Below are 25381 nucleotides of genomic sequence, written 5' to 3' on the forward strand. Positions count from 1 at the left end.
GCCTCGCCATCGCTACGGGAATTCGTCCGGCGGATGCCTTGCCATAGGGCGAGGGCATCCGCGCGGTCACTGCGTTACACCGCTATGCGGTTACTTCGAAGCCCACGAGGCGAAGCGCTGCTCCAGCTCGTCGCCGTGGTCGGTCCAGAACTGCAGGTTCTGCAGCACGGCGTTCTTGGCGTTCTCCGGCGAGTTCGGCATGTTGGCCTGCGTCTTCGCGTCGAGCGCCTTGATGGCCGCTACGTTGGCCGGGCCGTAGGCGATGTGCTTGGCGTATTCCTGCTGCGGCTTCTGCGACAGCGTGTAGGCGATGTACTGCTCGGCCAGCGCCTTGTTGGGCGTGCCCTTGGGGATGGCCCAGTAGTCCAGGTCGTAGATGCTGCCGTTCCAGACCACCTTCAGGTTCTTGCCTTCGCGCTGCGCGGCGTCGATGCGGCCATTGAACGCGGTGGACATCACCACGTCACCAGCCACCAGGAACTGCGGCGGCTGCGCGCCGGCTTCCCACCACTGGATGTTCGCCTTGAGCTGGTCGAGCTTCTTGAACGCGCGGTTCTGGCCGTCCTTGGTGGCCAGCACCTTGTACACGTCCTTGACTGGCACGCCGTCGGCCATCAATGCGAATTCGAGGTTGCCGCGTGCACCCTTGCGCATGCCGCGCTTGCCCGGGAATTTCTTCACGTCCCAGAAATCGGCCCAGCCGGTGGGGGCAGTCTTGAGCTTGTCGGCGTTGTACGCCATCGCGGTCGACCACACGAAGAAGCCCACGCCGCAGGTGCTCGGCGACTCGGGGATCAGATCGCTCTTCTTGGCGATCTTGCTCCAGTCGAGCTTCTCGAACAGGCCTTCATCGCAGCCGCGGCCGATGTCGCCCGATTCCACTTCCACCACGTCCCAGTTGACGTGCTTGGCTTCGACCATGGCCTTGATCTTGGCCTGCTCGCCGTTGTACTCGACCACGGTGACCTTGTTGCCGGTCTGCGCCTCGAATGGCTTGTTGAAGGCGGCCTTCTGCGCGTCGCCATTGGCGCCGCCGAAGTTGACGACGGTGATTTCTGCAGCATGCGCGCCGAATGCAATGGCGAACGCGCCGGCAAGCATGCTCAAGCGCGTCTTTGCGATGTGTTTCATTCCTGGCTCCTCTTTTTGGCGTGTGGGTACAACGTGTGGTCTTGGCATGCGGGCAGGGCTGCCCGCGTGCGTCATGCAAAAACGCGCAGGTGTTCCGGTGCGAACTCAAGCTGGATCGGTGCGCCCGGCGCGAAGCCTTCGAGCGCGCGCGTGCCGAGCGGCACCTTCACAAAACATTCGGGCTGATCGGGCAGGGCGCAGCGCATGCGCACGTGGTCGCCAAAGTAGACGAGGCCGCGTGTCTGGCCCTGCAACGCATTGCCGGCAGCGGAGGCGCCCTCGGCCAGGCGCATGCGCTCGGGCCGGATGCAGCCAGTGGCGGTGGCACCCACATTGGCGCCGGCAATATTGCGGCCCATGATGCGGGCGCCGTCGTTGAGCTGCAGTTCGCAGTAGTCGCCTTCGACGCGGGTGACGGTGCCGCGCAGCGTGTTGCTGTCGCCGATGAAGTTGGCGACGAACTCGTTGCAGGGGCGTTCGTAGAGGCTATCTACCGTGTCGAGCTGCTGCACGATGCCCTTGTCGAATACGGCCACGCGGTCGGACATGGTGAGCGCCTCGCCCTGATCGTGCGTCACGTAGACGAAGGTCACGCCCAGCTTTTCGTGTAGGGATTTCAGCTCGTACTGCATGTGTTCGCGCAGTTGCTTGTCGAGTGCACCCAGTGGTTCGTCCATCAGCACGAGCTTGGGCTCGAACACCAGCGCGCGCGCCAGTGCAATGCGCTGCTGCTGGCCGCCCGAGAGCTGCGCCGGGTAGCGCTTGGCAAAGCCTTCCATGCGGACCATCTGCAGGGCCTTGTGCACGCGGTCTGCACGCTCGCTGGCGGGGATTTTGCGCACCGTCAGCGGGTATTCCACGTTCTGCGCCACCGTCAGGTGCGGAAACAGCGCGTAGTTCTGGAACACCATGCCGATGTTGCGCTTGTGCGGCGGCACGTTGTTGAGCAGGGCGCCTTCCAGGCGGATCTCGCCGCCGGTCGGAAATTCGAACCCGGCCAGCATCATCAGGCACGTGGTCTTGCCCGAGCCGGAGGGGCCGAGCAGGGTCAGGAACTCACCCTGGTAGATGTCCAGGTCCAGATGCTTGACCACGAGGGTCTCGCCGTCATACGTCTTACGTACACCGCGAAAGCTGACGATCACGTCGTCGGTCTTCATTGCTGCTTCCTCCATACCATGTCGGTCATCGGGCCTGAGCGCTGTCGGCTGCAGGCGGCATTCGCTGGCTTACGCTCGTGCCGCCTGTCCTGCCGTTCTCCGATCCGTTCGGGTCGGTCAACATGCCGTGTTGTGACGAATTGTTGATGGACTATAGCGGCTCATTGTTCTGCAAAGTGGACCCAATCCTGGTTATTTGATGGAGCCATTTTTGGCGGCGCGTCAGGTGTGGCCCACGGGCGTGCGGCCCGTGGCACCACAATAGGGAAAACCCCGGATGCCTTGCCCGAGCAAGCTCGGCGGTCGATCGTGCCGTCGCGTCGATGTGTTTGAGTTTAGGTCGTATGCCAGCCCGCGTGCGGCGGGCATAACAGAGCGCAGATGGAACCAATTTCGGCGGTACCGCGAGCCGGTCAGGGTGCGTGGAAATGGTGCGCCGCCGCGTCACGCAAACGGTGCACGGCGTTGGGGGAAGTGTGCGAGCCGTGCGAAGACAATGTTGTCGTGCAGCAACCTGCGTTCAGGCGGCCGGCTCTTCAGCCAATGCCAACGCCAGGTAGACGCTTACGGTCAGCCCTCCACCGGGCGTTTCCGACAGCGCGACCGTGCCGCCATGCAGGCGAGCGATCTCGCGAACGATCGCCAGACCCAGACCGCTGCCGTCGTGGCCTTCCGATGCCGCGCCGCGATAGAAACGGCCGAAGACCGCATCGCGCTCCGGCACGGCAATGCCGGGGCCATCGTCTTCCACTTGCAGCACGGCTTGCTCGCCGAGCATCGCCATCGCCTGACGCTTGACCCGCAGCGTGACGCGCGCGCCGTTTCCGGCGTAGAGGATGGCGTTATCAAGCAGATTGCCGATCAGCTCCTGCAGCCATTGGGGCTCGCCGGCCACCGTGACGGGTTCGCCTTCAAAGCCGAGATCGACGCCGGATTTGCGCGCGACGGGCGCCAGTTCCAGCGCGACATCGCTGGCCAGTGTGTCGAGGCGCAGCGGCTGGAGTTGCGGCGCATAGCCGCTGTCGGTCTCCAGGCGGGAGAGCGACAGCAGTTGCTGCACGCCCCGCGCGGCCTGGCGCACGGTGCCGTGCAAGGGCTCAAGATGGCGGCGGATGCGTTCTCCATCGGGCTCGCGCAGGGCGAGTTCGGATTGCGCCTGGATCACGGCCAGCGGCGTCTTCAATTGATGTGCGGCATCGGCAAAGAAGCGCTTGCGGGCTTGCACCATGCGCAGCAGGCGCGCCACATACTGATTGATGGCCTCGACCAGCGGAGCGACTTCTGCCGGCAAACCCTGCTGCGGAAGCGGGGCAAGCTCATCGGTGCCGCGTCCGGCAACGGTTTCGCTCAGCTGGCGCAGCGGTCGCAAGCCGCGCCGCACACCCAGCCAGACGATGCCCACCGCCAGCACCACCAGCAGCACCTCCTGCTGCAATGAGCCGGCCAGAATCTCGTGCGCCAGCGCCTCGCGCGGCTCCAGCGTTTCGCCCACCAGAAGCCAGATGATCTGCGTCTCGGCCGACTGTGCGTCGCGCACCGGCAGCGGCTGCGCGGCCATGCGCACTTGCATGCCGCGAAACAGCGTGTCGTAGAAGACAGTGCGATACGGCGTGGGGCGTCGTCCGCCAGGCATGGGCAAATCGTCGTAGCCGGTGAGCGTGCTGCCGCCGGTATCGACAATCCGGTAGAAGATGCTGCTGCCCGTTTCCGATTCGAGAATGTCCAGTGCGAGATAGGGCAGATCAATGGCGAACTGCTTGTTGCGCAGGCGTACGCCCTCGCGCATGGCCTTGAGCGACGCTTCGAGCGTACGGTCGAAGGCGGCGTTTGCAGCCGTCATGGCCCGCGCATACGTGAGCCAGGCGTCGAGCGCAAGCAGCCCCATCAGCGGTAGCAGCAGCCAGAACGAAAGCTGCCGGCGCAGGGTAAGCGGGCTCATCGGCCTGTGGCCGCCGGCGTGCCGGGCGTGGCTTCCAGCAGATACCCGAGCCCGCGCAGCATGACGATGGCCACACCGCTGCCGTCGAGTTTCTTGCGCAAGCGATGCACGTAGATCTCGATGGCATCGGCGTTGACCGATTCATTGATGCTGAAGATCTTTTCTGAGATGGCAGCTTTGTTGACGGCGCGGCCATCGCGCAGCATCAGCACCTCCAGCACGGCGCGCTCGCGGCCGGTCAGGGCGAGCAGTTCGCCATGAAGCGTGAAGGCACCGCTGATGCCGTCGTAGTGCAGCGGGCCGCATTGCAGCTGCGTGCTTTCGTGGCCGTGGCTGCGCCGGATAAGCGCTCGGGCGCGGGCTTCGACTTCGGTCAGGTCGAACGGTTTCGCAAGGTAATCGTCAGCCCCGAGGTTCAGGCCGCGCACGCGTTCTTCCACGGCGCCATGAGCGGTCAGAATCATCACCGGCAGCGGGTTCTTGCGCGCGCGCAGGCGGCGCAGCACTTCCAACCCGTCCAGGCGCGGCAGGCCAATGTCGAGAATGGCGAGCGCGTAGTCCTGCGTGGTGAGCAGCAAGTCGGCTGCGTGGCCGTCATGCACGCAATCGACGGTGAAGCCGGCCTGGCTCAGGGCTTCTTCCAGCGTGCTGGCCAGCTTCAGGTTGTCTTCCACCAACAGGATGCGCATATCGGACGTCTCTCAATCAGCCGCAGAGGAATACAGACATCGCCGCATGTTTTGAAGCTAGGGAAACCCCCGAGAACGCCGCGACACACTGCGCAATTTCCCGTCAATCGAAAGTGAACTGAAAGTGCGCCCCTCATACGATCCGTCCCGCCCAAAGCCCCTGTGACTGGGGCTCTTGCGCAAGGACAACGAATAAGGGAGACCTGATGAACAAGACTTCGATGGCGCTGGCAGTGGTTGCGCTTGCCACCGCCACCACGGCCGGTACTGCCGCCGCTCAATCCTCCAACGTGACCCTGTACGGGATCATGGATTCGGGTATCGAGTATGTGAACCACGCCGGCCCGAACGGCGGCAGCGCCACGCGCCTCGTCTCGGGCGGCAAGAACACGTCGCGCTGGGGCATGCGCGGCACCGAAGACCTGGGCGGCGGCCTGAAGGCCGTGTTCAATCTGGAAAGCGGTATCGCCATCGACACCGGCAAGCTCGACACCGACAACACGCTGTTCGACCGCCGCGCTGTGGTCGGTCTGGCAGGCGGCTTCGGGCAAGTGGTGGCAGGTCGCACGTTCACGACCACGTACGACTTCATGCTGCCGTACGACCCGATGGGCTACGCGCCGAACTACTCGTGGGCGACGTCGTCCACGGCAACGGGCGACCGCAAGGACGGCCTGTTCTCGCGCGCTTCCAACGCCGTGCGCTATGACGGCACCTTTGGTGGCCTGAAACTTGGCGCCACGGTGGGCTTTGGCGAGGCAGCCGGCAACTTCAAGAGCAGCTCCAAGTACGACCTGGGCGTCGGCTACAGCGTGGGCGGCTTCTCGGCAGCCGTCACGTGGGATCGCCAGAACGGCGCGGGCAACAGCACCACGCCGGCAGACACGACCGATTACATCCAGGGCATTCACGCCGGCGCCAGCTACGACTTCGGCGCACTGAAGCTGTTCGCGGGCTATCGCAACTACAAGCGCGCGTTCACCACGGCCACCGCCAGCCTACGCAGCGATATGTATTGGGCGGGCGCCAGCTACGACGTGACGCCGGCCTTCACGCTGTATGGCGCGGTGTACAAGCAAAACATCAAGGACGGCACGGATGCCGATCCGATCCTGTTCTCGGTGCGCGGCCAGTACGCGCTGTCCAAGCGCACCACGGCGTATCTGTCTGCTGGTTATGCCAAGGCCAAGAACGGCCAGAACGTGAGCCTGTCGCGCGACGTGGTGGGTTATGGCAACAACCAGGTCGGTGTGACGGCGGGCCTGCAACACCGCTTCTGATCGACAGATCGCAGTAGCGAACACGGGCACCTTCGGGTGCCCGTTTTGCTGGATCGGCGTGCGGCTCAGCAGGTCGTCAGTCGAGCGTCGAGCGGGATTTCAGCATGCGCCGCACGTCGCGGAAATCGTCGAAGGCGGCAAGGTCCTGCTCGATATTGCGCACCTGTTGGCGCAGCGCAGCGATCTCGAGGTCGAGTTTTTGCAAGACGGCGTCCGGCGGCAGCGCTTCGAATTGCTGATACCCGTACGTATATCGGAACGTGGTCTCGACCCGATGGATCTGCCTGTCAAGCTCCCGCACCTGGTCTTTCAGGATCTGGTTGTAGTGCGTCAGTCGCGCTTCGCTGATCCGGTTGATGGAATGCTGGTCGATGTGCTCAAGCTCAAGCTGCAATTCCAGCAGTTGCAGCAGGTTGTTCTTGTCGTACGCCTCGTTGACGCGCTGCATGAGCCGTGTCTTCCGGTCCCGCTCCTGCGGATCGCTCTCCCGGTCCGGGTGTAGGGCGCTGGCGAGCTTGCGATAGACCTCGCGGATGGACAGGCTGATCTTCGCCTGCTCGTCTTCTTCCCGTGCTTCTGCGGCAAGTTGCTTGGGAGATTTCTGCCGGGCGGCCCGGCGGGCTTCGCGCTTGCTTGCGGCGGCGGCCTTTTTCTCGGCCCGTTGCTCGATGTGCGCGCGGGCGCGTTGCAGCAGCGCTTCCTCTGAGTGGTCATCCGTGTCGTCGCCCAGGTCGACCCCGAGCGCAGCTTCCAGCCTCGACTTCATCTCTGCGGCTTGCAGCGCGGTTTGCCGGTCGAAGTCTGTGCCGCTGTATTTGTTGTAGAGCGGCTTCAGGCTCGGGTCTTCATCAATCAGATCGCGTGCCAGATCGACGATGAGCGCGGACATCTTGCGGCGCTCGGCTTTGGTAAAGCCGTCGTGCTCGTAGACTTGGTCGAGGCTGCGCACAAGGCGGATCTGCAACTCGGTGCGGGTTCGCTCCAGCGGCAGGAACTCGCTGGCATATCGGCTCTGGAACTGAACGGTAGCCGCCTCCCAGTCCGCCAGCCGCTTGCGCCGATTCTCGATCTGCTTGATCAGTGCGTTGAATGCTTTCTGGGCCTTCGACAGCGTTAGGGATTCGTCCGGGTGCTGATCGGGTGTAATGCTGATGGGCGGACGGTGTGCCTTGGTCATGGAGCGGAAATGTCGCGGGCTCCGCTAAGGGAGCCCGGTCTGTGTGATGTGGCGGCCCTGAGCGCCGCGGTGACGCCCAGGAACGGGATCAGCCCAGCAACAGCGCGTCGTCATCCACCTTGGCGCCGCGCGTTTCCTCGAACTTCTGCAGCAAGTGCGGCACGTCCAGGCCGCGGCGTTCCTCGCCTTGCACGTCGAGGATCACGTTGCCCTGATGCAGCATCACCGTGCGATCGCCGTAGTCGAGCGCCTGGCGCATGGAGTGGGTCACCATCATCGTCGTCAGCTTGCTCTCCGAGACGATCTTGGCGGTCAGCTCTAGCACGAAGGCGGCCGTTTTCGGGTCCAGCGCGGCAGTGTGCTCGTCCAGCAGCAGGATGCGCGACGGCTGCAGCGATGCCATCAGCAGACTCACGGCCTGGCGCTGGCCGCCGGAGAGCAGACCAATGCGGTCGGTCAGGCGGTTTTCGAGGCCCAAGTCCAGCCGGCGCAGTTGCTCCCGGAAGATCTCGCGCCACTTGCAGTTGGTCGCGAACGAGAAACCGCGACGCTGCCCGCGGCACATGGCCAGCGACATGTTCTCTTCGATGGTCAGGTTTTCGCAGGTGCCGGCCATCGGGTCCTGGAACACGCGGGCGACCTTGTCGGCGCGTTGCCACGCGGTCTTGCGCGTGACGTCTTCGCCGTCGATGGTGATGCTGCCCGAATCGACGATGTAGTCACCGCTGATGGAGTTCAGGAACGTCGACTTGCCGGCGCCGTTCGAGCCGATCACAGCCACGAACTGGCCTGACGGGATCTCCAGCGACAGACCGCGCAGCGCGCGCGTCTCGATGGGCGTGCCGGGGTTGAAGGTGAGGGTGAGTCCTTGTGCGCTCAGCATGTCAGTTCCCCTTGGTAGTAGTCTTGACGAACTTGCCGAACACCTTGCGGCGCACACCGGGCAGTACGAGGGCGATCACCACCAGCGCGGCGGTCACCATGTTCAGATCCTGTGCTTGCAGGCCGATGAAATCGCTGTTGAGCGCCAAGGCGATGAAGAATCGATACAGGATCGCGCCCACCACCACGGCCAGCGTGGTCAGCACCAGGCGGCGTGCCGGCAGCACGGTCTCGCCGATGATGACGGCGGCCAGGCCGATGACGATGGTGCCGATCCCCATCGACACGTCGGCGCCGCCCTGTGTTTGCGCGTACAGCGCGCCAGCAAGCGCCACCAGTGCGTTGGACAGCGCCATGCCGGCCAGCGTGGCCGCGCCCGTGGCAACGCCCTGCGCGCGAGCCATGCGCGGGTTGGCACCGGTCGCGCGCAGCGACAGGCCGATCTGCGTCGAGAAGAACCAGTCCACCAGCAGCTTGACGATCACCACGACCACGCCCAGCAGCACGGGGCGGAACACGTAGTCGGGCATCCATTCGGGCTGCAGCAGCGAGAAGATCGTCGGTTCGGAGATCAGTGGCACGTTCGGCTTGCCCATGATGCGCAGGTTGACCGAGTACAGCGCGATCATCATCAGGATACTGGCGAGCAGATCCATGATTTTCAGGCGAACGTTGAGCCAGCCCGTGATGAAACCGGCAACTGCGCCGGCCAGCGTGCCACCCAGCGTCGACATGAACGGGTCGTGTCCGCCGGCGATGAGCGTGGCCGCCACAGCGCCGCCCATCGGAAAGCTGCCGTCGACAGTGAGGTCAGGGAAGTTAAGGATGCGGAAGGAGATCAGCACCCCGAGCGCCACGAGACTGAAGATCAGACCGATCTCCAGGGCGCCGAGCAATGAAAACAGTGACATGACAGAGTAGGGCGCGGTGGTTGGGCACCGGCCTGTATGCAATGAACGGGGACGCTTATGGGTAGCAGCGTAAGCGCCCGGCCATTATGCGGCGGATAGCCGCGTTGAGGCTCGGGCAGCCAGACCCGCGCCAGGACGGCTCCGCCAGGCGGAGGCCGGCCCCCGACGCCTTGTGAGTTACTTGATGACTTCCTTGGCGTCCTTCAGCAGATCCGCCGACAGGGTCGCGCCTTGCTTCTTGGCCGCGCCTTCGTTCACGAACAGCTCCAGGTCGGTGCTGCCGGCCGAGGCGATGGCGCCCGGCTTCTCACCCTTCAGGATGCGGGCGACGACCTTGCCGGTCTGCTGGCCGAGCTTGTAGTAGTTGATGCCCAGCGCCGCGATGGCGCCACGCTTCACGCTATCGGTATCGCCAGCCACCAGCGGGATCTTCGCTTCGTTGGCCACCTTCACCAGCGATTCGTACGCCGACACCACGTTGTTGTCGGTGTTCGTGTAAATCACGTCGACCTTGCCGATCAGGTTCTTGGCGGCCGGGGCGATGTCCACGGTACGCGGTGCGGCCGATTCGACCAGCGTCATGCCTTGCGCCGACAGCAGCTTCTTCAGCTCAGTGACGACCACGACCGAGTTCGCTTCACCCGGGTTGTAGACCATGCCCACGCGCTTGGCATTCGGCACCACACGCTTGATCAGGGCGATCTGCTTGTCCAGCGGCAGCTTGTCAGACACGCCGGTCACGTTGGTGCCGGTCGGCTCCCAGCTCTTGACCAGTTGTGCGGCCACAGGATCCGTCACGCCCGAATACACGACGGGGATCGACTTGGTGGCAGCCACAACGGCCTGCGCCGACGGCGTGGCGATGGCGATGATGGCGTCCGGCTTGTCGCCAATGAACTTGCGGGCGATCTGCGCGGCGGTGGCCGTGCTGCCTTGCGCGCTCTGGTATTCCCACTTCAGGTTCTTGCCTGCGTCAAAGCCTTCGGCCTTGAGCTGTTCCTTGGCGCCGTCGCGGATGGCGTCGAGCGCCGGGTGCTCAACGATGGCGAGCACTTCAACCGACTTCGTGGCCTGGGCCAGCGCCGGTGCGGCTTGCAGCAGAGCCATCGGAATGGCAGCAAGCGCGGCAAGGCGGAAGGCGTGCTTGAACGTGGACATAAGGATCTCCTGTTTCCTTTTGGGTGGTTTCGCTCTGGCAGCGAGCGGGATGTGCCCGCGCCGGCGTGGTTGGTTTTTCAGACTCTCTTGATTCTTGGTTGCACCGAAGCAGTGCAATGCCGGCGCACGTGGGCGCACATTATGGGACAAATCGCAATGCTTTTCAGCAAACACTTCAAAAGAACTCGGGGGGGGTGCAGGAGGGGCATTCCGGTTGCGTGCGATGCAACGCGGCCATCAAGTCAAAAAGGGGCACGAGGCCCCTTTTTTCACTGCCCCAACGGGCTGCTGCTTACTGGATCTTCGCTTTTTCGCGCAGGTCTTTCAGCATCGCCTGGAACTTGCTGCGTTGCCAGTTCTGATCGCCCATCATCATTTCGAGCAGTTGCGGCTTGACGTCTTCATACGACGGGATCTTCGCGTCGCGCGTGTCGTCCAGACGGATCACGTGCCAGCCGAATTGCGTCTTGACCGGCGTCTGGGTGATCTGGCCCTTCTTCAGGCCGGTAAGAGCTGCCGAGAATTCCGGAACGTAGGTGCCCGGGTTCGCCCAGTCCAGATCGCCGCCGTTAGCGCCCGATCCCTTGTCCTTCGATTGCGCCTTGGCGATGTCTTCAAACTTGGCGCCAGCCTTCAGCTTGGCGATGATGGCCTTTGCGTCGGCTTCCTTGTCCACCAGGATGTGGTGGGCGTGGTATTCCTTGCCGTTGCCGAACTGCGCCTTGATCTTGTCGTACTGCTTGTGCAGTTCGTCTTCGGTGGCGGGGCTGTTCTTGACGTAGTCTTCAAACTCGGCTGCCACCAGCACGTTCAGTCGTGCAGAAGCCAGTTGCTCCTGAACGTCGTCGCGCTCCAGCAGACCGCGCTTGGCGGCGTCCTGCTCGATCAGTTCACGATCGACCAGCATGTCGCGGGCCTTGGCACGCAGCTCGGGCGATTCGGGCTGGCCCGACTTCTTGATCAGCGCGTCCACCTTGGCGCTCGGGATGGCTTTGCCGTTGACCACCGCGGCGTTTTGCGCCATGGCGGGAGCAACGGTCGCAGCAATGGCAACAGCCAGCAGGCTGGCAGTGAGGCTGGAAATCTTCATGGGATTGCGTTCGAGGGAAGGACGAGTGAGCGTGGAATGCGCTTACGTGTTTTCTTCGGGAGTGACCGCGCGGATCGCCAGGGCATGAATTGCCGCCGGCCACAGCGTGTGCAGCGCATCATACACCATGCGATGGCGCGCCAAACGGTTCTTGCCGGCAAAGGCCGCGCTGACGATTTCGACGTTGTAATGGCCGCCGCCGGAGGCCGCGCCGGCGTGTCCGGCATGCTTGGCACTGTCGTCTTCCACGACGAGGTGGGCGGGCTGGAACGCCTCGCGCAGGAGGCGTTCGATTTCTCGCGGATCTGCGGCCATCAGCGGTCGTCTCCAATGTTGGCGTCGTTGGCCGCGTTGGCGGGGCGCTCCTGCATGTGGCGCGCCAGCCAGACACTTTGCGCAAGGATGAACACCACCATCAGGCCCATCGAGCCGAACAGCTTGAAGTTGACCCACACGTCGGTATCGAAGTTGTAGGCCACGTAGAGGTTCAGGCAGCCCATGACCAGGAAGAACAGCGCCCACACCAGGTTCAGGCGGCCCCACATCGGCTCGGGCAGCGATACCTGCTGCTCCATCATGGCGCGGATGAGGTTCTTGCGAACGAACACCACGCTGCCCAGCAGCACCACGCCAAACAGCCAATACAGCACCGTCGGCTTCCACTTGATGAACGTCTCGTTGTGAAAGATGAGCGTGGCGCCGCCAAACACACCGATGATGAGCAGCGACAGCCACTGCATGGCGTCGACCTTGCGGTGCTTGAACCACACCCAGGCGATCTGCAGCACGGTGGCGACCATCGCGACGGTGGTCGCCACATAAATACCGGCCACCTTGAAGGCAGCAAAGAACAGGATGACCGGGAACAGATCGAACAGGAATTTCATGCGGGAACGCGCTTAGGTGGGCAGGGGCGGAAGATCAATCGCCGAATTTTAGCGCAGCCGAGTTGATGCAATACCGCAGACCGGTGGGCGCAGGGCCATCTTCGAACACGTGGCCGAGGTGCGCGCCGCAGTTCTTGCATTGCACTTCGATGCGCAGCATGCCGTGCGAGCGGTCGGTTTTCTCGGCGATCACCTCGCCGTTGATGGGCTGGAAATAGCTCGGCCAGCCGCAACCGGCATCAAACTTGGTCGACGATTCAAACAGCGGCGTGCCGCAGCAGACGCAGTTGTAGACGCCCCGGTCCCAGTGGTCCCAATATTTGCCCGTGAAGGGCCGTTCGGTGGCCGCTTCGCGGGTGACGCGGTATTCGATGTCGGAGAGTTGGTCGCGCCATTCGGCGTCGGATTTCATGACGGTCATGGTGATGAGACTCCTTGTTGGATTCGGCAGCCGCAGGATGGAATCGATCGGGCGGCTGACTTTGTTTTGTCGTGCTAGTGCGGCAATCCTGACAGGCGCGGATTAGAGCATGGTGTCAGTACCGGCGCATCACGCCTGGCTACATATCGGCATGCCGGATCACGACGAGCAGCTCACTTCCAACGACGATGCCCAATCGGGTGCAGGCTGCGCGTAATGCTCGAAGCCGGGGTGGTCGTCAAACGGGCGGGCGAGCACGGCGCGCAGGTTTTCGACTTCGGAGAAATCCTTTTCCTTGGCGCGGCGGATGGCGATTTCAGCCAGGTGGTTGCGCAGTACGTATTTCGGATTGACGCGATGCATGGCGGCAGCGCGCTCGTCGTCGGATTGCGGTTCGGCCTGCAAGCGCTGGCGATAGGCGGCAAGCCACGCGTCTGCGGCTGCGCGATCGAAGAAGAAATCGCGCACGGTGCGCGCTTCTGCCGCGGCGGGCGTGTCGTCGCGGCGCACTTCGGCAAGGTGGCGGAAGAACAACGTGTAATCGGTGCGCTGTGTGTGCAGCAGCTTGAACAGGTCGCCAAAGAGGGTTTCGTCTTCGTCCTGCGCGGTGGAGAGGCCCAGCTTGGCGCGATAACGTGCGTAGAAGGCTGCGCCGTAGACGTCGCGATAGGTCAGCAACACGTTTTGTGCAGCATCGATGGCAGGTTGGGCCTGCGCTTCGTCGCTCAAATTGACGAAAACGTCGGGATCTTCGCCGAACAAAGGCAGCAACGCCTGCGCGAGGCAGAACAGATTCCAGTAGCCGATTTGCGGCTGCTGTGCGTAGGCGTAACGGCCGCCGGTGTCGGAGTGGTTGCAGATGTGGTTGGCGTCAAAGCCATCCAGGAAGCCGAAGGGGCCGTAGTCGAGCGTGAGGCCGAGGATCGACATGTTGTCGGTGTTCATCACGCCGTGGCAGAAGCCAACGGCCTGCCAATCGGCCATCAGTTCAGCCGTGCGGCGGGCCAGCTCGCGCAGCAGGGCGAGATACGGTTGCGGCTCGCTGCGGCAGGCGGGGTAGAAGCGGTCGATGACGTAATCGGCAAGTGCGCGAAGCTGGGGCAGTTGTTCGCTGGCCGCAAAGTGCTCGAAGTGGCCGAAGCGCACGAACGACGGCGCAAGGCGTGTGACAACGGCGGCGGTTTCGATCTCTTCGCGGCGGACGGGGGCGTCAGCGCCGGTCACGCACAGGGCGCGGGTGGTTGGAATCCCAAGTCCTGCCATGGCTTCCGAGCACAGAAATTCGCGGATGGACGAGCGCAGCACAGCCCGCCCGTCACCCATGCGCGAATACGGCGTACGGCCGGCGCCTTTGAGCTGGACTTCGCAGGGGCCATCGGCGGTCTGCAGCTCGGCTAGCAACAGCGCGCGGCCATCGCCCAACTGCCCGGCCCACACGCCGAACTGATGGCCCGAATACACGGTGGCGAGCGGATCGCTCCAGGGGGCGACGGCGTTCCCGGTAAAGACGGCCAGCCCGGCGGGGGTGTCAAGTTCTGCTCGCGAAAGGCCGAGCGACGCTGCGGCGTCCGGCGAGAAGCCCACCAGATAGGGCTGGCCAATCGGTCCGGAAGGCATGGGCATCGGCGGCAGGCGCGTCAGAAAGCGTTCGCCCAGCGCTGAGAAGCCAGGGGCGGCGGCGGGGCGGCCTGCCCAGTCGAAATGGTTCGCAAGGGAATCGTCAGGCAAGGCGGCGGGCGAGGCAGTCATGGGATGGGGCGGCAGGGCATGCGGCGGATAGCACAGGAAACGGCGCAAAAACAGTGCCGAACCTTCAAATGTTGTGCGCTTTGCAGCGCAGCAAAATACGCTTCACGTAGGGGAAAACGCCATGTTGAGACGCAGCAACGCTATCGCGTATTGTACTTGCGAGTAAAGAAAGCTGCAGCCTGCGAACCCTTGCACCACAACGATTCGCAGGGTTTTACAGATGGCCGGGTAAACATGGGGGCCGATGTGGCAGCGCACAACAATATCCCGTTGACGTGCTTGGCGATCACGGGAACAATCGGCCAAAAAATAGAACGGTTGTTCAGTTTTTTCTAGGAGACACCATGGCCCTGATGGGACAAATGATGAGCGCGCCTTTGCTCATCTCGACCATCATCGAACATGCAGCGCGCAATTCCGGTTCGACTGAAGTCGTGTCGCGCCGTGTCGAGGGCGATATCCATCGCACCACGTACCGGCAAGTGCGAGACCGCTCCAAGCAACTGGCAAATGCGCTGGCCGCACTCGGTGTGCAGCCCGGCGAGCGTGTCGGTACGCTTGCCTGGAACGGCTATCGCCATCTTGAAATCTATTACGGCGTCTCCGGTTCGGGCTCGGTGTGCCACACCATCAACCCGCGGCTGTTTCCCGACCAGATCGCCTACATCGTCAATCACGCTGAAGATCAGTACGTTTTCTTCGACCTGACGTTCGTGCCGCTCATCGAGGGCATTGCACCGCATTGCCCGAACGTGAAGGGTTGGGTGGCGATGACCGATCGCGCGCACATGCCCACCTCCAGCGTGCCAATGCTCTGCTATGAAGAGCTGCTGGATGCGCAGAGCGCCGATTACACCTGGCCGCAGTTCGACGAGAACACCGCGTCCAGCCTGTGCTACACGTCGGGCACCACGGGCAACCCCAAGGGCGCGCTGTATTCGCATCGCTCCACGGTGTTGCACTCGTATGCGTCGGCCATGCCGGATGCGCTTGGGTGCTCGGCGCAGGACGTGATCCTGCCGGTGGTGCCGATGTTCCACGTCAACGCGTGGGGGCTGCCGTATTCGGTGCCGCTGGTAGGCGCCAAGCTCGTCTTCCCTGGGCCGAAACTGGATGGCGCTTCGCTGTTCGAACTGTTCGAGCAGGAAAAGGTGACGTTCTCGGCTGGCGTGCCAACGGTGTGGCTCGGTCTGCTGCAACACGTGCAGGCCAACAAACTGAAATTTTCGACGTTCCGCCGCACGGTCATCGGTGGTTCTGCAGCGCCCCCGGCCATGATCCGCACGCTCAACGAGCTGGACGTGGAAGTCATCCACGCGTGGGGCATGACGGAGATGTCGCCGCTGGGCACGACGTGCAAGCTGATGGGCAAGCATGCCGATCTGCCGGATGAGGCCAAGCAGCATGTGCTGGAGCGCCAAGGCCGCGCCATCTACGGTGTCGAGATGAAGATCGTCGATGCCGAGGGCCACGAATTGCCGTGGGACGGCAAGGCCTTCGGCGATCTCTACGTGCGCGGGCCGTGGACGATCCAGAGCTATTACCGCAACGAGGTATCGCCGCTGGTGGATGGCTGGTTCCCGACGGGTGACGTGGCCAACATCGATGCCGACGGCTACATGCAGATCACCGATCGCAGCAAGGACGTGATCAAGTCGGGCGGTGAGTGGATTTCATCCATCGATGTGGAAAACGTGGCCGCAGCGCACCCCGGCGTGCACATGGCCGCATGCATCTCGTGCCATCACCCGAAATGGGACGAGCGCCCGTTGCTGGTGGTGATGAAGAAGCCGGGCGTGGAACTCACACGGGAGGAGATGCTCAAGTTCTTCGAAGGCAAGGTCGCGAAGTGGTGGATTCCGGACGACGTGGTGTTCGTCACCGAAATTCCGCTGACGGCCACCGGCAAGATGCAGAAGCTCAAGTTGCGCGAGCAGTTCAAGGATTATCAGTTTCCCGCTGTACAGGCTTAGCTAGATATAGAAACCGCCGCCCGTGCAGGGGAGCCACCCCGGCACGAGGACGGCGGACGTAAGACAACCGGATCAGGGCCGGCCGCTATGTATCGATGACTGATGCAGCGGAATGAAGCCCGGGCGCGTTGCAACCTGGAGACGCAAGCAGCCGCAGGCCCACCAGAGGCACGCGGAGAGTGACTCGCCGGCGGCTCCACCACATGAAGGAGACACGCATGACGAAGTTCCGTCCGTTGGTTGTGGCTGTTGCATGTGTTGCGGCTATCGGTGGGGCAGCACTGCCCACTGCAGCGTCCGCCGCCGAAACCGTGAAGATCGCCTGGATCGATCCGTTGTCTGGCCTGATGGGCGCGCTGGGCCAGAACCAGTTACGCAGTTGGCAGTACATCGCCGATCTCGCCACGCAGAAGAACTGGGCCGGCGACGGTACCAAGTTCGAAGTGGTGGGCTTTGACAACAAGCTCTCGCCGCAGGAAAGCCTGACGGCCCTCAAGCAGGTAGCAGATCAGGGCATCCACTACATCGTGCAAGGCAACGGATCGAGCGTCGGCATGGCGCTGGAAGACGCCGTGGCCAAGTACAACGAGCGTAATCCGGGTAAGGAAATCGTCTACCTGAACTACGCTGCGGTTGACCCGGACATGACGAACAGCAAGTGCAATTACTGGCACTTCCGCCTGGACGCCAACTCCGACATGAAGATGGAAGCGCTGACCAGCTTCCTGGCGAAAGATCCGAAGGTCAAGAAGGTCTACCTGATCAACCAGAACTATTCGTTCGGTCATCAGGTAGCGCGTGCGGCCAAGGAATATCTCAAGCGCAAGCGTCCGGACATCGAGATCGTGGGTGAAGACCTGCACCCCCTGGCGCAGGTGAAGGACTTTTCGCCGTACGTGTCGAAAATCAAGTCGTCAGGTGCCGATACCGTCATCACCGGCAACTGGGGCAGCGACTTGGCGCTGCTCATCAAGGCTGGCAAGGACGCGGGCTTGAACGCTAACTTCTACACGTACTACGCCTCCACAACCGGGGTGCCGACTGCGATGGGGTCCGCCGGTGCCGATCACGTGAAATACGTCGGCTACTGGAACGTCAACAACGACGGCTACAAGGGCGCGGATATCGTCGAGGGCTACAAGAAAAAGTACAACGACGATTACTACCTCATGGCGTCGTACACCGGCATTGCCATGCTGGCCAAGGCCATCAAGCAGACCAAGTCCGCCGAGCCGGCGAAGGTTGCCAAGGCCTTCGAGGGCATGAAGGTCGACAGCCTGAATGGCACCTTCGAGATGCGTGCGTCTGACCACCAGGGCCAGCAGCCGCTCTACATCGCCACCTGGGAAAAAACCAACGGCAAGAACGTCAAGTTCGACCAGGAAAACACCGGATACGGCTGGAAGACCGACGCAGTGCTCGATCAGTACGTCGCGTCGCAGCCAACCTCCTGCCAGATGAAGCGTCCGCAGTAAGGCCGCGGGTGGTGCGCCGAAGGGCCGCCCGATGCTATCGTGCGGCGATGTTTTAAACGGAGTCCATGGGCCACGCATTGATGCGTGCGTCCCATGCTCCGCCGAATCTGCTGGAAGGGCTGCAGCGTGGAATTTCTAGTTATCAATCTCTTGAATGGCATCAGCTACGGGCTGTTGCTGTTCATGTTGTCTTCGGGCCTGACGCTGATCTTCAGCATGATGGGCGTTCTCAATTTTGCGCACGCCAGTTTCTACATGCTGGGCGCGTACTTCGCCTATGTCCTCAGCGGCCATCTGGGCTTCTGGGCCGCGTTGATCGTGGCGCCGCTGTTGGTGGGCGCGCTGGGCGCAGTGGTCGAACGTTTCGGCCTGCGCACGGTGCACCGCTATGGCCACGTCGCCGAACTATTGTTTACCTTCGGACTGGCCTATCTGATTGAAGAAGGCGTGAAGCTGGTGTGGGGCCTGCCCGCCGTGGCGTACCGCGTGCCGGACGCACTGGACGGCCCGTTGTTCACGCTGTTCACGTCGTCGTTCCCCAAGTACCGCGCCTTCATGATGCTGGTGTCTCTGCTGATGCTGGTGGGCATCTTCCTGCTGCTCACACGCACGCGTATCGGGCTTGTCATTCAAGCCGCACTCACGCATCCGGACATGGTCGAAGCGCTGGGCCACAACGTGCCGCGCGTGTTCATGCTGGTGTTCGGCGGCGGCTGTGCGTTGGCTGGGCTGGCGGGCGTGATTGGCGGCAATGCCTTCGTGACCGAGCCATCGATGGCGGCTGCGGTGGGCTCCATCGTCTTCGTGGTGGCGGTCGTGGGCGGCATGGGGTCTCTGGTGGGCGCATTCATCGCGTCGCTGCTGATCGGCTGCATCCAGACCTTTGCCGTCACGCTCGATATCTCAGTGACCAGCGTGCTGGAGAAGATCGGTGTCACGCTCAATCCGGACGTGCCGCTCATCTCTGTCTGGAACCTGACGATTGCGCAAGTCGCACCGGTGCTGCCGTATCTGCTGCTGGTGCTGATGCTGATCTTCCGCCCGCGTGGGCTGATGGGTACGCGGGAGAGCTAAATGGAACGCACCATGCACCAACAAGCGCAACAACAAGCCGCGCTGCCGGCCAACGATCGAGCGCGGATGATGAAATTCAAGCCGGTCAATCTTGCCCGCTGGCTACTCTGGAGTGTCACCGCACTGGTGATGATCGTGCTGCCGCTCATCTGGCCGCAGGGTTTTGCCATCACGCTGCTCTCGCAGATGGGCATCATGATCATCTTCGCGCTCTCGTACAACATGCTGCTCGGCCAGTCCGGCATGTTGTCGTTCGGGCATGCGGTGTACGCCGGTCTGGGCGCCTTCATGGCTGTTCACGCGCTCAACAAGATCGGCGCCATGCAAACGCTGGGCATTGCCGGACCACTCGCCGTTGCGCTATTGCCCATTGCGGGCGGTCTGGGCGGCGCGCTGTTCGGCGTGATCTTCGGCTACGTCACCACCAAAAAGTCCGGGACGACGTTCGCCATGATCACGCTGGGTATCGGCGAGATGGTATTCGCCAGCGCGTTGATGTTCCCGGACTTCTTTGGCGGCGAGGGCGGTGTCTCCACCAACCGCAGCATCGGCGACGCGTTGCTTGGCGTGACGTTCGGGCCGGGACGCCAGGTGTATTACCTGATTGCCGCGTGGTGCCTGATTTCGATGGCGCTGATGTACGCGTGGACGCAGACGCCACTGGGCCGTATCGCCAACGCCGTGCGTGACAACCCCGAACGCGTTGAGTTCATCGGCTACAACACGCAGCGTGTGCGCTTTCTGGTGGTGATTCTGTCTGCGTTCTTCGCGGGCATTGCCGGCGCGCTGTCGTGCATCAACTTTGAGATCGTGACGGCGGAGAACGTGTCGGCAGTGCGTTCGGGCTCGGTGCTGCTGGCGGCCTTCATTGGCGGCATGGGCAGCTTCTTCGGGCCGATCATCGGCGCGGTGCTCACGGTGTTCTTTACCGTAGCGCTGTCGGGCATCACCAAGGCGTGGCTGCTGTACCTCGGTTTGTTCTTTGTGCTGATGGTCATGTACGCGCCGGGCGGCATCGCCAGTCTTCTGGTCATGCATCTGCCGATCATGCGGCGCGGCAAGCTGAAGACGCTGCTGCCGGCTTATGGCGTGACGATCGTGCCGGCTGCCATTTTGCTGATTGCCTTGATCTCCACCGTGGAAATGATCTACGCCGTGCAGGACGACGCCTCGGGTGGCGTTGCCACGCTGTTCGGCCTGTCTGTCGAACCGAATACCCTCAAGCCGTGGATTGTCACCGCCGTGCTGTGGCTGGTGGGCGCTTTCGGCCTGCGTGCTGCGGCTGGCAAGCTACGCACCGCTTGGGACAACGCATTGCAGGAGCCGCAACCATGAGCCAACCGACATCTGGGCCGACCGCAGCGCTCGAGTTGCGCGATGTTCGCAAGCGCTTTGGCGCAACTGAAATCATTCGAGGGGTCAACCTCACCATTGGCAAGGGTGAGCGCCATGCGCTCATCGGCCCGAACGGCGCCGGCAAATCGACCACATTCAACCTGATCTCGGGCCGTTTTCCGGCCAGCTCGGGCAGCGTGCGACTGAACGGTGAAGAGATCAGCGGCCTGGCGCCGTTTGAAATCAACCGCAAGGGCCTGTCGCGCAGCTTCCAGATCACCAACATCTTTCATCGGTTGTCGGTATTTGAGAACCTGCGCTGCGCGGTGCTCTGGTCGCTCGGCTACAAGTATTCGTTCTGGCACAAGCTGGCCGAGCTGCGTGACGCACGCGAGCGCGCTGAAGAAGTGCTCGAGCAGATCGGCATGACGCACCGGCGCGATGCCGCGGCAGGCCTGCTGACCTACGCCGAGCAACGGGCGCTGGAAATCGGCATCACCATTGCGGGCGGGGCTGACGTGATCCTGCTGGATGAACCGACCGCCGGCATGAGCCGTTCTGAATCGGACCACGCAGTGGACCTCATCCGCAAAGTCACGGTCGGCAAGACGCTGGTGATGGTCGAGCACGATATGAGTGTGGTGTTTGGCCTGGCCGACCGCATCTCGGTGCTCGTCTACGGCGAAGTGATCGCCACCGACACGCCTGAAGCTATTCGCAATAACCGCCGCGTGAAAGAGGCCTACCTCGGCACCACGCTGGACGAACCTGCAGGAGCGCATTGATGGCAACGAATACTCCGATGTTGGAGGTGCGCGACCTGCACGCGTACTACGGCAAGAGCCACATCCTGCACGGCGTCGATATGCACGTAGGCGAGGGCGAGATCGTTGCGCTACTCGGCCGCAATGGGGTGGGGCGTTCGACCCTGGCCAAATCCATCATGGGCATGGTCCGGCATGAGGGTGAAATCCTGCTGCGCGGCAAGAACGTGAGCGGCCTGCGAACCTTCGAAGTGGCGCACAAGGGCATCGGCTATGTGCCCGAGAACCGGGATATTTTCCCCACGCTGACGGTGCGGCAGAACCTGTTGCTTGGCGAGAAACGCAATCCCAGTCAGCCCAAGCCGCGCTGGCAGGTCGAAGACATGTACCAGATGTTCCCGCGCCTGAAGGAGCGCGAGAACACGGCGGCCGGTGTGCTGTCGGGTGGCGAGCAGCAGATGCTGACGCTGTGCCGCACGCTGATGGGCGATCCCGACTTCATCATCATCGACGAGCCGACCGAGGGCCTCGCGCCGCTGGTCGTGACACTCGTGGGCGAGTATCTGAAGACGCTCAAGGAGCGGGGCATCTCCGTGCTGCTGGTGGAGCAGAAGTTGGCCATTGCCCTGGACATTTCACAACGCGTGTATGTGATGGGGCACGGGCAGATCGTGTTTGAAGGAACGCCCCAGCAGTTGAAGGCGGACGCGAAAGTCCGGCAGGAGTGGCTGGAGGTTTAGACGCCGCAAGTTGGACCACGCTGCAGAGATGGCCCGCATGGACAACCGTGCGGGCTTTTTTTTCTTGCAGTCAGTTGGCGATCGTGCCCGCCGCAGTCGCTTCGGTGGTGGTTTCGGCTTGCTGCAGATGCGCCGCGCTGAACTGCATCTCCGCATACTTCACAAACCGCGTCTTGAATTTCCAGCGGTAAGCCAGCCAGATCGCCACAAACAGGATCACACCGCAGTACGTTGCGATAAAGGCGCCGAAGTTGTCCACGGGTGCAAACAGCGCCTTGGTGTTCTGCCCAAGAATGATCACCACGCACAGGATCGCCACCATGATCGGTCCAAACGGGAAGAACGGCGACCGATACGCCAGTTGCTCCACGGAATGCCCCTGGCTCGTGAACCCCTTGCGGAACCGGTAGTGCGCCAACGCAATGCCGAACCACGCGATGAAGCACGTCACCGCAGATGTATTCAGCAGCCACAAGTAGACCACCTGGTCGCCAAACAACGAACTGAAGAAGCACAGCGCGCCAACGGCGGACGTGGCCAGCAGCGCGCGATGCGGCACGCCGTTGGCCGACACCTTGGCAAACCAGCGTGGCGCCTGGCCTTCGAGCGCCAGGTCGTACAGAATCCGCGTCGACACATAGAGGCTCGACGTGCCAGACGACAGCAGCGCCGTCAGCACCACCGCATTCATCATCCCGGCCGCAAACGCGAGGCCCGCATGCTGGAACACCAGCGCAAACGGGCTGACGCCGACGTCCGTCGCTTCATTGCGCAGCAGGTTCGGGTCGGTGTACGGCAGCAGCACGCCGATGATCAGGATCGCCAGCACGTAGAACAGCAGAATGCGCCAGAACGTCTGGCGGATGGCGCGGGGGATCGTGCGCGAGGGGTTCTCCGCTTCGCCGGCGGCAACGCCAATGGTCTCGACGCCCTGGAACGAGAACCCGGCAATCATCGCCACGCCGACCATGGCTGGCACGCCGCCCACGAACGGCGCATCGCCCACGGTGAAGTTCTGCCAACCCGACTGCGGCCCGCCGTGCATGATGCCGAAGATCATCGCCAGGCCGATCAGCAGGAACACGATGATCGTCACCACCTTGATCATCGAGAACCAGTATTCTGCCTCGCCAAAGCCGCGCACGGAGAAGGCGTTGAGGCCAAACATGAGCAGCAGGAACGCGGCGCTCCACATCATGCCCGACACGCCCGGAAACCAGTACTTCATCACCAGCTGCGCGGCGGCCAGCTCCACAGCCACGGATACGGCCAGCGCAAACCAGTAGTTCCAACCCAGCGCAAAGCCGAAGCCTTCTTCCACATACAGGCGGCTGTAAGTCACGAACGAGCCCGAGACGGGCAGATGCACTGCCAACTCGCCAAGACTCGTCATCAGGCAATAGACCATTACGCCGATGAGCGTGTAGGTCAGAAGTGCGCCGCCGGGGCCGGCCTGCGCAATGGATGCGCCGGACGCGACGAACAGCCCCGTGCCGATGGCGCCGCCCAGGGCGATCATCATCAGGTGGCGCGAACGCAGGCGTCGGCGCAGTTCGGATTGGGCTTCGAGGCCGGTGGGGGTGATGGATGTGTGCATAGCCGGTGGCGCCGGAGCGGGCGCCCCAATGAAAACGCCCGCCGCATGCAGTGCAAACGGCAGGCGGAGCGGGTGTGATTACTGCGTACGGTTCGCGACGGTTGGCAATTCAGGGCCGGGGTCTTGGCCGGCCAGCGAATCGCGCAGCACGGGCGGGCGCGGGAAGTGCATGTCCTGGTAACGGACAATGCCGCCGCCACGCACCAGCCGGTAGCCGATCCAGATCAGGAAGAAGACTGGGATGCCGATGTACGTGGCGATGACCGCCGGCCAATCGACGGTGCCGCTCGTGAACGCCTGGTAGTTCTGGCCGAGCGTGATGACCAGGCACAGCCCGAACGCGAACAGCGGACCATACGGGAAGAACTTGGAGCGGTAGGGCAACTGCGCCGGATCATGCCCCTGCGCCACAAGCCCCTTGCGGAATCGATAGTGGCTGATGGCAATGCCAAGCCATGCGACGAAGCCAGTCATGCCGGACGTGTTCAGCAGCCACAGGTAGACCGTTTTGTCGCCATACAACGAACTCAGGAAACACAGCGCGCCGACAGCAGTCGTGGCCAGCAGCGCATTGCGCGGCACACCGTTCCGCGTGAGTTGAGCAAAGATGCGCGGTGCGCGGCCCTCGGTGGCCAGGTTGTAGAGCATTCGCGTGGACGCATACATGCCCGAATTGCCCGCTGACAGCACAGCCGTCAGGATCACTGCGTTCATCAGGCCTGCGGCAAACGCCAGGCCTGCGTGCTTGAAGACGAGCGTGAAGGGGCTCACGCCGATGTTGGTGACTTCCGTCGACAGCAGATTCGGATCGGTGTACGGCACCAGCACGCCGATGATGAAGATCGCCAGCACATAGAACAGCAAGATGCGCCAGAACACCTGCTTGACCGCACGCGGAATGGTGCGGGCAGGGTCGGCCGATTCGCCGGCCGCCACGCCGATCAGCTCCGTTCCCTGAAAGGAGAACCCCGCGATCATCGCCACACCGATCATCGCCGGCAGCCCGCCCACGAACGGCGCATCACCCAGCGTCAGGTTTTGTAGGCCCGATTCCGGACCGCCCTTCAGGATCCCGAAGATCATGGCCAGGCCAATGCCGATAAAGAAGATGACGGTAACGACCTTGATGAGGGCGAACCAGTATTCCGCCTCGCCAAAGCCGCGTACCGAGATGGCGTTGAGCAGGAACATGATGGCGAGAAACACAGCGCTCCACAGCACGCCGGGCACATCGGGGAACCAGTAATGCATGACGAGCTGCGCGGCCGCCAGCTCAACGGCAATCGTCACGGCCCAGTTGTACCAATAGTTCCAGCCAAGCGCGAAGCCGAAGCCTTCGTCCACATACAGGGCGCCGTAGGTGGCAAAGGATCCGGAAACCGGCATGTAGGCGGCAAGCTCGCCCAGGCTGGTCATCAGGAAGTAGACCATCGCCCCGATGAGGATGTAGGCGGCAAGCGCGCCTCCGGGGCCGGCCTGCGAGACCGACGCGCCCGAGGCCACAAAAAGCCCGGTACCGATCGACCCGCCGATGGCGATCATGGTGAGATGGCGCGCGCGCAAGGTGCGGCGCAAGCCCGGCGTCTCTGAGGACGGGGTAGCGTGTTCTGGCATGGATACAGAGTGGTCGATTTTGCTCGGATCGCGAATCAAATCGACGAAATGTGACGAGACGTCCCCGCGCCTGATGGGCACCCGGCGAACGAAATGCGCGACTCTATCAAAACCGTCACGTAGCGGGCAAAAAATCCATGCCCCAGCACACGCGTTTGAACCCCGCCGGGGCGTACCGCATCGCCCGCCAGACGGCGCCGTGCAGCGCAAAAATAAAAATTGAACGACCGTGCTATTTTGTGTATTCTGTGTCGAGTCGCGGCCTTACCGCGCGTTAAAAAAACGATAGTTGAGAGACAGTTCAACCGCGAGGCACGGTGCGCCTGATCTGCCGG

22 protein-coding genes are annotated in these 25381 nt (G+C 62.8%); 7 read left to right on the forward strand and 15 right to left on the reverse strand.

Annotation, left to right across the window (positions count from 1 at the left end; translation table 11 throughout):
• Window positions 1–90 precede the first annotated feature (90 nt).
• The 4 genes from BM136_RS03445 to BM136_RS03460 all read right to left on the reverse strand — a co-directional run bounded on the left by BM136_RS03445 (window position 91) and on the right by BM136_RS03460 (window position 4919).
• Entirely contained in the window at window positions 91–1131 is a 1041-nt protein-coding gene (locus tag BM136_RS03445) for an ABC transporter substrate-binding protein (protein WP_092970280.1), read from the reverse strand.
• Window positions 1132–1202: 71 nt separating this feature from the next.
• Window positions 1203–2291, reverse strand: a complete 1089-nt coding sequence (locus tag BM136_RS03450) for an ABC transporter ATP-binding protein (protein WP_024975615.1) — start codon at window positions 2289–2291, stop codon at window positions 1203–1205.
• 520 nt (window positions 2292–2811) lie between these two features.
• On the reverse strand, window positions 2812–4230 hold the full coding sequence (locus BM136_RS03455; protein ID WP_092970282.1) for a sensor histidine kinase: 1419 nt from the start codon (window positions 4228–4230) through the stop codon (window positions 2812–2814).
• The gene (locus BM136_RS03460; RefSeq protein WP_092970284.1) at window positions 4227–4919 is read right to left on the reverse strand and encodes a response regulator; all 693 of its coding nucleotides are present in this window, start codon (window positions 4917–4919) and stop codon (window positions 4227–4229) included. The genes BM136_RS03455 and BM136_RS03460 overlap by 4 nt, the downstream gene beginning before the upstream one ends.
• Window positions 4920–5125: 206 nt before the next feature.
• Here BM136_RS03460 and BM136_RS03465 point away from each other — a divergent pair, with 206 nt between their 5' ends.
• Complete coding sequence (locus BM136_RS03465) at window positions 5126–6199, forward strand: porin (RefSeq protein WP_092970286.1); 1074 nt, start codon at window positions 5126–5128, stop codon at window positions 6197–6199.
• A 76-nt stretch (window positions 6200–6275) separates the two neighbouring features.
• Here BM136_RS03465 and BM136_RS03470 read toward each other — a convergent pair whose 3' ends face one another.
• The 9 genes from BM136_RS03470 to BM136_RS03510 form a co-directional block, all read right to left on the reverse strand.
• Window positions 6276–7376 carry a J domain-containing protein gene (locus tag BM136_RS03470; protein WP_092970288.1) on the reverse strand — a complete coding sequence of 367 codons (1101 nt, stop codon included), beginning with the start codon at window positions 7374–7376 and terminating at the stop codon, window positions 6276–6278.
• 88 nt (window positions 7377–7464) lie between these two features.
• Window positions 7465–8259: an ABC transporter ATP-binding protein gene (locus BM136_RS03475; RefSeq protein ID WP_092970290.1), complete on the reverse strand. Its 795-nt coding sequence runs from the start codon at window positions 8257–8259 to the stop codon at window positions 7465–7467.
• A gap of 1 nt (window position 8260) precedes the next feature.
• Window positions 8261–9169 (reverse strand): ABC transporter permease, encoded by a 909-nt coding sequence (locus BM136_RS03480; protein ID WP_092970292.1) that lies wholly within the window; start codon window positions 9167–9169, stop codon window positions 8261–8263.
• Between the two features lie 177 nt (window positions 9170–9346).
• Window positions 9347–10327 (reverse strand): ABC transporter substrate-binding protein, encoded by a 981-nt coding sequence (locus tag BM136_RS03485; protein WP_092970294.1) that lies wholly within the window; start codon window positions 10325–10327, stop codon window positions 9347–9349.
• A 292-nt stretch (window positions 10328–10619) separates the two neighbouring features.
• Complete coding sequence (locus BM136_RS03490; RefSeq protein WP_092970296.1) at window positions 10620–11417, reverse strand: peptidylprolyl isomerase; 798 nt, start codon at window positions 11415–11417, stop codon at window positions 10620–10622.
• Between the two features lie 42 nt (window positions 11418–11459).
• A complete protein-coding gene (locus BM136_RS03495) occupies window positions 11460–11732 on the reverse strand; it encodes a BolA family protein (RefSeq protein ID WP_065855099.1) in 273 nt (90 codons plus the stop codon).
• Window positions 11732–12304 (reverse strand): septation protein A, encoded by a 573-nt coding sequence (locus tag BM136_RS03500; protein ID WP_092970298.1) that lies wholly within the window; start codon window positions 12302–12304, stop codon window positions 11732–11734. Before BM136_RS03500 ends, BM136_RS03495 begins: the two co-directional genes overlap by 1 nt.
• A 34-nt stretch (window positions 12305–12338) precedes the next feature.
• The gene (gene msrB, locus BM136_RS03505; RefSeq protein WP_092970300.1) at window positions 12339–12725 is read right to left on the reverse strand and encodes a peptide-methionine (R)-S-oxide reductase MsrB; all 387 of its coding nucleotides are present in this window, start codon (window positions 12723–12725) and stop codon (window positions 12339–12341) included.
• Window positions 12726–12884: 159 nt separating this feature from the next.
• Complete coding sequence (locus tag BM136_RS03510) at window positions 12885–14474, reverse strand: protein adenylyltransferase SelO (RefSeq protein WP_092970735.1); 1590 nt, start codon at window positions 14472–14474, stop codon at window positions 12885–12887.
• A gap of 344 nt (window positions 14475–14818) precedes the next feature.
• Here BM136_RS03510 and BM136_RS03515 point away from each other — a divergent pair, with 344 nt between their 5' ends.
• From BM136_RS03515 to BM136_RS03540, 6 genes are all read left to right on the forward strand, one after another.
• Entirely contained in the window at window positions 14819–16447 is a 1629-nt protein-coding gene (locus BM136_RS03515) for a 3-(methylthio)propionyl-CoA ligase (RefSeq protein WP_092970302.1), read from the forward strand.
• 218 nt (window positions 16448–16665) lie between these two features.
• The gene (locus tag BM136_RS03520; protein WP_004626959.1) at window positions 16666–17922 is read left to right on the forward strand and encodes a branched-chain amino acid ABC transporter substrate-binding protein; all 1257 of its coding nucleotides are present in this window, start codon (window positions 16666–16668) and stop codon (window positions 17920–17922) included.
• A gap of 126 nt (window positions 17923–18048) precedes the next feature.
• Complete coding sequence (locus BM136_RS03525; RefSeq protein ID WP_092970737.1) at window positions 18049–18996, forward strand: branched-chain amino acid ABC transporter permease; 948 nt, start codon at window positions 18049–18051, stop codon at window positions 18994–18996.
• Window positions 18997–20331 (forward strand): branched-chain amino acid ABC transporter permease, encoded by a 1335-nt coding sequence (locus tag BM136_RS03530; protein ID WP_092970304.1) that lies wholly within the window; start codon window positions 18997–18999, stop codon window positions 20329–20331.
• Window positions 20328–21116, forward strand: coding sequence for an ABC transporter ATP-binding protein (locus BM136_RS03535; protein WP_027681415.1), 789 nt, complete (start codon window positions 20328–20330; stop codon window positions 21114–21116). Before BM136_RS03530 ends, BM136_RS03535 begins: the two co-directional genes overlap by 4 nt.
• A complete protein-coding gene (locus BM136_RS03540) occupies window positions 21116–21835 on the forward strand; it encodes an ABC transporter ATP-binding protein (RefSeq protein ID WP_012435575.1) in 720 nt (239 codons plus the stop codon). Before BM136_RS03535 ends, BM136_RS03540 begins: the two co-directional genes overlap by 1 nt.
• A 70-nt stretch (window positions 21836–21905) precedes the next feature.
• Here BM136_RS03540 and BM136_RS03545 read toward each other — a convergent pair whose 3' ends face one another.
• Together BM136_RS03545 and BM136_RS03550 are read right to left on the reverse strand one after the other, a co-directional pair.
• The gene (locus tag BM136_RS03545) at window positions 21906–23432 is read right to left on the reverse strand and encodes an amino acid permease (RefSeq protein WP_092970306.1); all 1527 of its coding nucleotides are present in this window, start codon (window positions 23430–23432) and stop codon (window positions 21906–21908) included.
• A gap of 78 nt (window positions 23433–23510) precedes the next feature.
• Window positions 23511–25046, reverse strand: coding sequence for an amino acid permease (locus tag BM136_RS03550; RefSeq protein WP_092970308.1), 1536 nt, complete (start codon window positions 25044–25046; stop codon window positions 23511–23513).
• Window positions 25047–25381: the final 335 nt, after the last annotated feature.

This window comes from Ralstonia sp. NFACC01, from assembly GCF_900115545.1.
Classification (GTDB): Bacteria; Pseudomonadota; Gammaproteobacteria; order Burkholderiales; family Burkholderiaceae; genus Ralstonia; species Ralstonia mojiangensis.